Annotated in this window: 7 protein-coding genes and 1 pseudogene; all 8 read left to right on the forward strand. The window is 37.4% G+C overall.

The window, feature by feature from the left end; translation table 11 throughout:
* Positions 1-418 precede the first annotated feature (418 nt).
* A complete protein-coding gene (locus tag FW768_RS01420; RefSeq protein WP_153391719.1) occupies positions 419-1,969 on the forward strand; it encodes a T9SS type A sorting domain-containing protein in 1,551 nt (516 codons plus the stop codon).
* A gap of 9 nt (positions 1,970-1,978) precedes the next feature.
* Entirely contained in the window at positions 1,979-4,831 is a 2,853-nt protein-coding gene (locus FW768_RS01425; protein WP_153391721.1) for a hypothetical protein, read from the forward strand.
* Between the two features lies 1 nt (position 4,832).
* Complete coding sequence (locus tag FW768_RS01430) at positions 4,833-8,798, forward strand: DUF6443 domain-containing protein (protein ID WP_153391722.1); 3,966 nt, start codon at positions 4,833-4,835, stop codon at positions 8,796-8,798.
* Positions 8,799-9,413, forward strand: a complete 615-nt coding sequence (locus FW768_RS01435; protein ID WP_153391724.1) for a hypothetical protein — start codon at positions 8,799-8,801, stop codon at positions 9,411-9,413.
* Between the two features lie 315 nt (positions 9,414-9,728).
* Positions 9,729-9,887, forward strand: a pseudogene (locus tag FW768_RS23910) (RHS repeat-associated core domain-containing protein); the annotation flags it as partial.
* Positions 9,882-11,099, forward strand: coding sequence for an RHS repeat-associated core domain-containing protein (locus FW768_RS01440; RefSeq protein WP_394349971.1), 1,218 nt, complete (start codon positions 9,882-9,884; stop codon positions 11,097-11,099). The pseudogene FW768_RS23910 and the gene FW768_RS01440, both read left to right, overlap by 6 nt.
* A gap of 50 nt (positions 11,100-11,149) precedes the next feature.
* Positions 11,150-11,680, forward strand: coding sequence for an STM3941 family protein (locus FW768_RS01445; RefSeq protein ID WP_153391726.1), 531 nt, complete (start codon positions 11,150-11,152; stop codon positions 11,678-11,680).
* Between the two features lie 111 nt (positions 11,681-11,791).
* Positions 11,792-12,931 carry an RHS repeat domain-containing protein gene (locus FW768_RS23915; RefSeq protein ID WP_317163048.1) on the forward strand — a complete coding sequence of 380 codons (1,140 nt, stop codon included), beginning with the start codon at positions 11,792-11,794 and terminating at the stop codon, positions 12,929-12,931.
* The last annotated feature ends 10 nt before the right edge of the window (positions 12,932-12,941 follow it).

Raw genomic sequence — 12,941 nt, forward strand, 5'->3', positions numbered from 1 at the left:
TTAAAGTAGTAAAACTTTCTTCTATAGAAATAACCATTTGTTGATGCCTGATTAGTAGGAAGAACAAGTGATTAGTTACACGAATAAAACTTATTATTGATACTATTCTTAGCTTTTAATCAACAATTTGTGATTTATAATTAATCTTATTAAGTCCTATCAAAAAGCTAAAATGTTTTTTTGAATAAAGACATTTATAAAATATTCTTTGAAATAAACATAATACTGTAAATTATTTCATGTAAAATAAAATGCGACAAGTTTTGTCGTTGCTCATTCTTTTCTTTGTTGAATAATATCAATGGTAATCATTTGATTGTCTTTGTAAAAAAAGTATTAAATCTACTTAACGTGAAGTAAAAAAGTGTATTTTTGCACCGCTTAAAAAATAATAAACCAACAACTCAAATAACACAGAATGAAACGATTCTATCTCAGTGCATTGATGATATGCACAGCTCTGAGTGCATCAGCCCAGGAAGTCTTATGGCAGAAAGACATCAAGTCCTCCACTCAGGATTTCCTAAGCCAGATTACCACCACTATCGATCAGCAGTACCTGATTACCGGAAGTTCCATTCAAACGAAAGATCAACAGTCAGTTGCTAACAGCCAAAAGCAAAACAACGGCTACGATTTCCACTTGGTTAAACTCAACCAGCAGGGAGAGCAGGTCTGGGAAAAATACCTTTCAGGACAAAACCACGATTATCTTTCCGCTTCAGTTTCTACCCAAGAAGGTGGATTTTTAATTGCAGGAACCTCCTATTCCGGAAAAGGACTGGATAAAAAAGAAGAATCCAAAGGCGGATCCGACCTCTGGCTGGTAAGATTGAATGAATTCGGGGATGAATTATGGCAGAAAACATTAGGAACCGCTTCCGATGAAGAAGCCAGAGCAGTCGTTCAGACTACAGACTTAGGATTCTTTGTGGCAGGTAATGTTCAGAACTCTTCCAAAGGTTATGGCTCTAAAGATGCCTGGATCATCAGACTGGATAAAGATGGAAAAGAACTTTCGCAGTTAATTTTAGGCGGAAAAGGATTGGATGAAGTAGAGAAAATGATCCCGACAAAAGATGGCGGTGTTCTAATAGGGATTTATTCACGAAGCTCAGTTGGTGGAAACAAGAAAACCGAAAACTCAGGAGAAGGTGATTACTGGATCGTGAAGCTTGACAAAAACGGTAAAGTAGAATGGGAAAAGAACTACGGAGGAAAAGGAGATGATCATTTGAGAACATTAGCTTTAACATCCGCAGGTTATCTTATCGGCGGAGAATCCAGATCAGAGAGATCAGGAAACAAAACCGTAGGAATAGAAAAAGGAACCGATCTTTGGCTTGTAGCTTTAAACGAAAGAGGAGAAGAACAATGGCAGAAATCCTACAACTTTAAAAACAGGGATATTCTGATGGGGATGAGTGTAATTCATTCCGCAGATGATAAAACTTCTAAAGGTATTTTACTCGGTGGTTACACTCAGGCAGAAGGGAGAATAGAAAAAGATGATGAAACGTTCTGGATGCTGTATCTGGATCAGGAAGGCAATGAGCAGTGGAGAAAACATATCAACGGAGAAAACCGAAAGAAAGAAGAAAGACTTTCAGATATTAAACTGAACAGAGATGGTTCTATTATCCTAGCAGGAACCAGTGCAGAGGAACTCGGAAAAGAGAACTGGAAAATTGTAAAACTGGGAGACAGCCAGATCGATAAGCTGATTCAAAAACAGGATATCAAGATCTACCCGAACCCTGTCACGGATTATGCTTACATCGAGATAGGCTATGATTTTTCAGATGCAGATATTTTGGTTTATGATATGGGAGGAAGACAGCTTCAGAGTGTGAAAACCAAGAATAAGGTAACCAAGATTAATACCCAGCCACTGGTTCAGGGGGCTTACCTTGTGGTGATCAAGACGGATACTAATAAAACAGCGAATGCAAAACTGATCAAAAAATAAAAACTGATTATGAAGAAAACAAATTATATAAAAGCCTTGGGCCTTGTCCCTGTTTTTTTAGGAACACTGGTCTACGGACAGGCAGGCGTAGGAGAAACTGTTACTACCCCTATTGCCTCACCATCAATGGCTGCTATGTCGCAGTATTCCGATGTGCCGATATCGCTGGCTACTGGATTACCGGATATAGGGATTTCCCTTTCTGATGCTCCTACATCAGGTGGGGTGAAATGGCCGCTAGGGTTAAGCTATAATGCAAGAAGGACAGATAATACTGAAGAACTGGCGAGTGATGTAGGCCGTGGATGGTCATTTTTCGGGGCAGGAGTGGTTTATAAAAAAATTGTCATGGGTCTGGACGAATGTTATGACAATGCAGGTGCTGTGGATTATCAAAAAAATGAGTTTGATGATCTCTACTATTATAACCTTCCGGGACTTTCAGGAAAGTTCAGAATCAAAAGAGATATAGCCACTAATACTTTTTCATTGGTGAACTTAGTGCCCAACGGAGCTAAGATAGAATATGTGAGAGACAGCAATACATCAACTTTCAAAGCAGATAGTTTTACAATAACAGCGGATAACGGATATAAATATTTTTTTGACAAACCGGATATCGGAAGATATAATTGTGATGTTGGACTTATTATTCCAACGATTTATAAACCAGCTTATTATCTGACTAAAATTTTATCTCCGATAGGGTCTGAGGTAGCTGTATTTACCTATGATGAAAAGACAAAATATAAGGAAAATAGTACAAATTATCTTATATTCCTTCAGAATAAGCTGAAAGCCATCACCAGCAGAAACGGGCAGACGGTTTTTAATTATTCATATGATGAAACGCTGGAAGGCAAAAAAGAGAGCGATAAAACAGCCAGTGATCCGTACAGCCTTCAGAAAATTATTTTTAAAAATCCTGCGGGAGAAGAATTGTCTTCTTATGCATTTAACTATACCATGGTTTCAAAAGGAAATGGTATTTCAAATAAAGAAAGAGTTCTTAACTCTGTGTTCAGAAATGATAAAAACAACAGTCCTGTTGAAAAGAACAGTTTTGTATACAATGAAGCTTCCGGTTTAGGACCTCTTAAAAGACTCATTACCCCTTCTGGCGGAGTTACGGAATACAACTTTGAAAATGGAGAGGTTTATTTTAACTTTAATGATCCTTACTATTTATACTATCTGTCTATAGAATCAAAAATTATAGATCCTATCATACAATACCGGGAAGGAGTAGGCAGCGGGCCGGTTGATACCAATGAGACTTTGCAGTACAATTTTACAGTACCCGGGGATCCTTCAGAGAAAAGGTACTTTAAATTTATTTTTCAAATTGATGAGTATAGCTATCCTCTGTCTCCTGAAATTCCGGGTGTTCCTCCAAAACCAAGAAAGGACAAGCTTAAGGTTACCCTGAAAAGAAACGGGGAAATTATCATTCCTTCCTTTACCATAACTGCAGAGTTCTATAAGGAACAAAATATCAATGGTTATCCCGGAAATTATACCATTGAATTGGAGTCAATTGAAGGAGCTGCAGGAAAAGGAGAGTTTGGAGTATCTGTGATAAAATTACGTCCTGGTCCGTTCAGAAATGCAAAACCTTCAGGCCAAACCAGAATTAAAAATATAAAGTATTATAAAAATGCTGCTGCTGCCAGTCCGGACAGGGCAGTTAATTATGATTATGAATCTGTTGAGCAGTCTAACAGTACAAGTGGTTATCTGTACGAGAATGAAAGAGATGATATAAGTGATTTTATAAACGGGTATATCATCCACAGAAATGTAAAAGTCTCAGAAACAGGCAAGGGATATGTACGCCACTACTTTAGAACACCAGATGATTACCCTAAGTATCAGACCGGGGGAACAGTAGGAACTCCGCTATATTTCTGGCCTTATTACAATGTGACTAAAAGCGGGTTAATGAGAAAGAAAGAAACCTATAATGAACAGAATACACTTTTGACAGAGGAGGTTTATGATTATGAACTCGATAATTATGTAAACGAAGAATATGATATGAGGTTTGGAGATAAGACTACTTCAAAACCTGCTTACATTAAAAAGAGTATGATTACTGCAAAAGCATTTTTCCCTAATAACGGAATGCTGGAGTCCAGTTCAGAGACCTGGATGAACACAAGTCAGAAACCGTATTATACAAAAAGTACGGCAGATGGAGAAACTTCAGAACAGTTCATTACTTATCCTTCCGGACAGGCAGGATACAGCCACCTGGTGACTGCTAATATGATAGGAATTCCTGTCATAAATGAAGAAAAGAAAAACGGAAAAATGACCTCTAAATCGATAACCCGTTATGAATCTCCGTCTCTTCTTCCAACATCTGCCCTCGCGACCAATATTGCCGATGGAAGTACAAAGCAGACCGCTTCTCTGGACGCTTATGATGACAAAGGAAATGTACTTCAGGTGACTTCTGCAGACGGGATTTCTACGACATTGATCTATGGCTATAACAAAACGCAGGTTATTGCCAGAATAGAAGGCGCAAAATATAATGATATTAAAAACAGCCCGCTTATTACCACGGCTATTGCTGCATCAGACAGCGATAATACCAACCCGGGATCAGAAAGTGCGTTGATTACGGCTTTAGATAATCTCCGTATGGACAACTCAATGACGGCATACAGAATTACAGCATATACCTATGACCCGATGGTGGGTCTTACCACGACAACGTCTCCGGATGGCCAGCGTGAAATGTATGAATACGACAGTGCCGGAAGATTAAAAACCCTGAAAAGAGCAGAAAAAGATGCTTCAGGAAATACCGTGTACAAAACGCTGAAAGAATACAAATACAACTACAAACCGTAAAATGATGAAAAGAATTTTAAGCCTGTTCGGGATATTGTCAGCGGTAGTTTTCTCTGCACAGAACAATCTCACCAATACCGAAAATTATACCTATACCAAAGAATGCCTGAATGCAGACTGTACCAAAGTTTCAGAAAGTGTACAGTATTTTGACAGCTTCGGCAGACCATTTCAGGCGGTCAGCATAAAATCCAGTCCTTCAGGAAAGGATATGGTACAGCATATTCCGTATGACAGTTACGGAAGAAAAGTAGACAGCTGGTTTCCTGTTCCCATGCCTACATCGGGCGGGGCAGTTCATGACACAGCAGCCGTAAAAAGCAATGCAGTGAGTTTGTATGGAGACAACCGTCCGTTTTCCCATACCGTATTGGATAATTCGCCACTAGACCGTGTTTTGCAACAGATTTCTCCGGGGCAGGACTGGCAGAACCATCCGGCAGCTTTTGCCTATGAAACCAACATCAACGGTGAAGTTAAAAAATATATGGTTTCTTCTTCCTGGACTGAAGGGAGAACAGAGTCGGTACTCTCACTTCCGGGAAGCTATCCGGCTAATACCCTGACAAAAAATACGGTGACCGACCAGGATGGAAAAGTCTCTGTAGAATACAAAAACAAGCAGGGCCAGCTGATTATGGCAAGAAAAGGAGCAGGAACATCAGATGCTGCAGATACCTATTATGTTTATAATGAATTTGGACATCTGGTCTATGTTATTCCTCCGCTGGCTTCGGCCTCAGGATCAGTATCTCAGGATACTCTGGAAAAGCTTTGTTACCAGTACCGCTATGATGGCTGGAATCGCCTGGTGGAAAAAAGACTTCCGGGTAAAGGCTGGGAATATATGGTGTATGATAAAGCAGATAAGCTGATTCTTACCCAGGATGCCAATCAAAGAACTTCGTTCAGCTGGATGATTTATAAATATGATGCATGGGGAAGGCCTATTTATACAGGAATACTAACGGCTAATAATACCAGACCAGGTATGCAGAGTCAGATTAGTGACACATCTGTTATTGAAAGCAGAAATACCACAGGACTCACGGCCAATGATATGACTTATTATTACTCCAATATGTATTGGGGACTGAATACCCTGTTATCAGTCACTTATTACGATTCTTATCCTCAGCAGTATGGTTTTAATCCTCCTTTTCCGTCAACGATTTTGGGAGAACCGGTACTGACTGAAACTCCTGATGCTGATGGAAGAAGCACCAAAGGTCTTCCGGTGATGAGCCTGGTAAAAAATATAGAAAATGACAGCTGGACAAAAACCTATACCTATTATGATCAAAAAGGAAGAGCAATAGGAACCTATTCCATCAATCATTTGGGAGGCTACACCAAAACAGAATCCAAACTGGATTTTGCAGGATTAACTCTACAAACCAAAGCCTATCATAAAAGACTGGCCACAGATACTGAGAAACTGATCACCCAGACCTATGATTATGATGCTCAGGGAAGACTGCTGGTACATAAGCATAAGATTGATAATAACCCTGAAGAGATTCTGAAGCAGAATACTTATAATGAACTCTCCCAGATTGTCAATAAGAAAGTAGGGGGAACCAATGTTTCATCTCCTCTGCAGAGCATTGATTACACCTATAATATCCTTGGCTGGCTGACGAAGATCAATGATCCTGCCAATCTGAACGGGAAGCTTTTCGGGTATGAGATGAAATATTTCAATCCTCAGAATACCACAAGCACCTCAGGGAAATATGGTGGGAATATTACAGAAATAGATTGGAAAACAGCCACAGATAATGTATTGAGAAGATATGATTATCAGTATGATGCCTTAAACCGGTTGAAAAAAGGAATATATTCTGAACCGGGTTCATCTGTTCCGCAGAATGACTTTTATAACGAGGCAATGAGCTATGATCTCAACGGAAATGTAAGTTCTCTGCAAAGAAATACTAAAGGAGAGGGAACAGCACAACAGATTGATAACCTTATCTATACTTACACCGGAAATAGGCTGCAGACAGTTGTTGATAATACTGGAAATTATATGGGCTATCCTGATAGTTCCGGCAGTGCGATTTCATATGACGACAATGGAAACATGACTGATCATATTGACAAAGGGATATTAGAGATCAAATATAATTATCTGAACCTTCCGGGGAGAATGAAATTCAGTACTACCTATGTAATCCGGAATAACGAAACAGGAGAAGATGAAACAAGAAATGTAAGATCGGAATATATCTACCGTGCTGACAGAACCAAACTTAGAAAGAAATACACTTTTGAATTTAGAAAAAATAATACAGAACGCACCAACACAACAGATTATCTGGATGGATTCCAGTATACCATCAATCATCTGAACACGGTCTCTCTGGATTTTGTTCCTACCTCGGAAGGATACTACGATTTTAAAAATAATAAGTATATTTACAACTATACCGATCAGCTGGGAAATGTACGGTTGAGCTATCAGAATAATGGCTCAGGAGCAGCAGTTCTTGAAGAAAACAACTATTACCCATTTGGATTAAAGCATGAGGGATACAATTACACATCAGGAAATCCAGACTACCGATACCAATACAACGATAAAGAGCTGCAGGATGATACGGGAATGCTTGATTATGGCTGGAGACAGTATATTCCGGAACTGGGAAGATGGAATGGGATGGATCAGCTTTCAGAAAGCTATTTTTCTTATTCTCCTTATGCTTATGTGATGAATAATCCGGTGATGATGTATGATCCGGATGGAAGATTGAGTCAGGATTGGTTAATGAGTTTCTATAACAATTCTCAAAATGGGTATAATACTACCTGGAGAAATACTGGGATGGGATTTACTAATAACTGGGGAGGAAGCATGAACTATGAGGGTGTGTCTACTAATTTCTATTTTGGAGGAACATCAACTGGTATAGGTGATCCGAATGGAATTTATATAAATGTACCTACTGTTGAATTACAAGCGAGAGGGAATTCCAATACGTGGAACAAAGGAATGAATTTAGATATCAATAGTTTTTTGATGTCTAGTCTGTTTACCGGAGCTCTTGGCAGGGCGACATATGATATGAACAGCAGTAATATGGGTTCATATATCCTAAACTCCAAGGCTTCTATGGAAGTTGCTGCTTTTGAAAATTTCCTTTTCTTAGAACTTCCTGCTTCTTTTGCAGGTGAGGGACTGCTTGTAGCAGGATGGAGAGCTGCAGGGTTGAGTAGGTATATTTGTCGCCCTCTTGGAAAAGTTACTAATGGACTGATAAAAATCTGCTTTACAGAAGGAACTCTGGTTGCTGCAGAAAAAGGCAATAAAAAGATTGAAGACATCAAAGAAGGTGATTTTGTCTGGAGTTACAATGAAGAAACAGGCAAAAAAGAACTGAAAAAAGTAGTAGCATTATCCCGCAATACTTCTTCTTCCTTGGTAAGAATCTCCATAAACGGAACAGAAATTACCTGTACCCCAGAACACCCGTTCTACGTAAATGGAAATTGGATAGAAGCTAAAGACCTTACCAAAGGGATGCTTTTAACCACTTTAGACGGAAAAACTTCTCCTGTAGAGTCAATAAAATTCTTGGATGAGAAAGTAAAAGTCTATAACTTTGAAGTAGAAGGCAATCATAATTATTATGTTTCTGAGAAAGGGATTTTAGTGCATAATACGTGTTGGACAGAAAGACTAGCAAAATTTATGGAATATGCTGCGAATATTGAAACAAAATCTCTTACTTCCCAAGAGGCAACCATTAATCATTTAGAAAGTGTTTTTAAAATTTTAGATAAAACGAGAACAGATGATAGGATAATTAAATTAGTTGCTGATGATATGAGTAATGTCAAGTCTGTAGGTAAAGGAGTAATAGAGATAAGCCAAAAGAATGCGGGAGACGCAACTCTTGTATATCCAGATGGAGGCTTCCAAATATTTCAAAAAGGAAAAATAGTTATTAATAAAATAAAATAGATGATGATCGAAAAGCTTAAAAATGCAATTTTCAATATTTCAGATTTTGAGTATATAAATTTTGTTCAAAATTCTAAAAGTATAAAATTTATCTATCATGATGTTATTGTTTACGGATATAAAGATTCTATTTCAGTTTTTTATGATGATGCAGAAATGGGAGTTCTTACTCAATTAAAATTTATTAATAAAGAAAACTCTTTAAAAACATTTAGTGACATTTCGAATGCTTTAGACTACATGAAGTATCTTTCTAAGGTAACCTCTGAGATAAAGTATGCATCATATCATTACTTTTTATACCGATTAAAAGAAATAGAATTTAATTACACTCATTTTTCATTTGGTTTGGTAGGGTGTTATCCAAATTATTCTAAGGAGAATCTAAGTATTCGTTGTGATTTCGGAGGCTTGAGTATAATGAATAAGCAAGTAAGGTATAATTGTCTGATTATTTTTAATAATGACGGATCTTGCAAATTTTCTTTTTATCCCGAAAATCCTGAATGGAACGAAGAAAAAATATGCCCTAAAAGAGATGTGGATAAAATTATAGAATATATTCTGAATCTTAAAGTTGATAATTATGATGATATCCCATTAATAGAATCATAAGTAAAAAGGTTATTCTTTTCTTTACTATTTTAGACAAAACAATGACGTGAACATCATCGCCTATACCCAAAGAAAAGCAATAGACTGTTTCATTTTGAAGCAGTCTGTTTTTTCCAAATGGTATTGTATGTACTAAAATTTAAAATAATAAAATACATTTACAACTATACCGATCAGCTAGGAAATGTACGGCTGAGCTATCAGAATAATGGCTCAGGAGCAGCAGTTCTTGAAGAAAGCAACTATTATCCGTTTGGGTTATAGCATTATGGATACAATTCTACATCATGAAATCCTGACTACCGATACCAATACAACGGTAAAGAATTACAGGATGATACAGGAATGCTTGATTATGGCTGGAGACAGTATATGTCGGAACTGGGAAGATGGAATGGGATGGATCAGCTTTCAGAAGCTTATTCTTCGTATTCACCTTATGCTTATGTAATGAATAATCCGGTGATGATGTATGACCCGGATGGAAGAGTGAGTCAGGAATGGCTTAATGGAATTTACAATATGTCACGACCAGGAAAAACGACATATAGTCAGTTTTCTTCTAACGGGATAGCAGTTCTTGAAGAAAACAACTATTATCCGTTTGGGTTAAAGCATTATGGATACAATTCTACATCAGGAAACCCTGACTACCGATACCAATACAACGGTAAAGAATTACAGGATGATACAGGAATGCTTGATTATGGCTGGAGACAGTATATGCCGGAGTTGGGAAAATGGAATGGGATGGACCAGCTTTCAGAAAGTTATTTCTCGTATTCACCTTATGCTTATGTAATGAATAATCCGGTAATGATGTATGACCCGGATGGAAGGGTAAGCCAGGAATGGCTTAATGGAATTTATAATATGTCACGACCAGGGAAAACGACATATAGCCAGTTTTCTTCTAACGGGATGTCAGCTTGGGCTAATTATGAAAGTTTGCCATTTGGTGAAGCTTCCCGACTTTATAGTTTGATTGATAGAGGAGGTAGTGGATATTATAGATATTGGTCAGGAGGAGATAGTGATTTTACAGCATCTCTTAGAGAAGGAAGGTTAAATTTTGGTGGAGATTTTGGGATTTTAAATCAGGTTAGAATTTATAGTAATGGAGCAGAGATTAGACAGTCATATCTAAGCTATGGATTAGGGGAAGGAGATGCAGCTAGGATGCAAAATATATCATGGGATGCATATAAAGACTGGGCAGATTGGAGTGCAACTATTACAGAAGATGGTCTTAAATATATGGTTAAGCAGAGAACTTCTCTTTATAATGAAGGGTTTTGGATTGATAATTTAGGACAAAGAAGAAGTGTAGCCTATGCCGGTCGATCAAGAGGCTCATTAATCGGATTAAGAAGTGATTATGTAAGAACTACTACAAAATTAGGAAGATATGCAAAAAAAGCAGGTATGGTTGGTAATGTAATCAGTGTTGGAGAGATTGGTTATGGAGTTTATGAAGATAATTGGAGATTTGGAAAAAATGCACAAGTAGCAACAGCTGGAGTAGTCGGTGGAATGGCAGGCGCAGCATCGGGAGCATGGGTGTTAGGTAAGGCGGGAGGTTTCATAGGAACCTTTGTAGGCCCTGAAGGTACTGTCGTGGGGGCTGCAATAGGTGGTGTTATCGGAGGGGAGGTATTGTTGGAGGTGTTTGGGGAGGTGATATAGTAAAAGGTTGGGCAGAGGATTTACTTTAATAATATTTAAAATAGGAATTTATGAACAAAATAGAAATAAAAGGGAGTAAAGCGAAATTAGTAATAATGTTTATAGGAGCACTAATGTTTGTAATTTTAGGGGTATTTCTAATAATTAATCCGGAGATTTTTTCTTCCGTAATATTTAAAAATATAATATTTATACGTGTTATAGGGATTATATCAATAATATTTTTTGGGTTATGTTTTGTTTTTATACTAAGGATGTTGTTAATGAAAGAAAATAATCTTATCCTTGACAAAAATGGAATTACTGATAACTCTAGTTATTCCAGCGTAGGAATGATTGATTGGAAGGATATAACCTCTATAAAATCTATTGATGTTATGTCAACAAAATTTTTAATTATTAATTTAAAAGATCCTAATAAATACTTAATATCACAAAATAGTATTAAAAGAAAACTCTTAGAAAGAACTTTTAAAACTTATGGAACTCCTATTGCAATCTCTTCAAATGCATTGAAGTGTAGTTTTAAAGAACTTGAACAAATCATTTTGCAATTTTATAATAAATATAAGCATAATTAATATTTGTATTAAAGTAAGAAATTAATTTCTCAATGGTGAGTATTACAGCTCTGTCCAAAGAAAAGCAATAGACTGTTTCATTTTGAAGCAGTCTGTTTTTTCCAAAGGGTATTGTATGTACTAAAATTTAAAATAATAAAATACATTTACAACTATACCGATCAATTAGGAAATGTACGGTTGAGCTATCAGAATAATGGCTCAGGAGCAGCAGTTCTTGAAGAAAACAACTATTACCCGTTTGGGTTAAAGCATGAGGGATACAATTACACATCAGGAAATCCTGACCAATACAACGGTAAAGAATTACAGGATGATACAGGAATGCTTGATTATGGCTGGAGACAGTATATGCCGGATCTCGGAAGATGGAACGGGATAGACCAATTGGCAGAATCTTACTACCTGGCCAGCCCTTATGCGTATGTGTTAAACAATCCTATTTCTTTTATAGATCCTGATGGAAGAGCAGTGGAGCCTGTTGCGGACGGCTGGGAATTTATCGGACAAGACGTAGCACGTCTTTTCAATTATTTAAAAAGAGGAGGAAATGTAAAGTCACTTACCAATGCTTTGGGAAATTGGAACGGAAGCGGACGTGTAGATGATTTCTGGTCTTATTTTGGCTCCTGGTTAGCATGGTCATCAAATCCATATATGGGAGCTGGTGGAGCTGTTTATGCCACAGTGATTTCAGATGGAGCTAAGGGAGCTACATCAACGGACATACAGGAAATTGTTTTCACTAGAATCAAAGTTGCTGATGTTCAGAGTTTAGAAGATAGTTTCGCAGACACTCAAAAAGCATGGAGACAGCCCGGAAAAGCCATTATGATGGACAGTATGTTTGACGTTTTGGGGATTTTAATCGTAAATAAAGTCGAACCGGAAACACAGACTCAAGCATTAGGAATTGCGGCATTAGCCGTTATCTTCGCTAAAGGAAGAGTTGCTCCAGGGATTATTAAAGCAGAGGAATTTATAACAGTACGACATCATACATCTACTTCAGCTGTTAAAGCTATTAAAAAAAGTGGTTCTATTAATGTTTCGTCACCAAGACCATTTGGAGTAGATGTTGAAATGGCTCCTTTTGTATATCCGCTAAATGTAAAACTAGGTCAAGCAAGTGGAGGTTATCTTGGTGGAGGATATATAGAATTTACAGTACCTAAATGGGGAGTTACTCCTACTCCTTTTATAGGAGGTGTAGGAAATTCTGGAAGAATTATGGTAGAAGGGCATATGTAATTGAATATAA

Source organism: Chryseobacterium vaccae, assembly GCF_009602705.1.
GTDB lineage: Bacteria > Bacteroidota > Bacteroidia > Flavobacteriales > Weeksellaceae > Chryseobacterium > Chryseobacterium vaccae.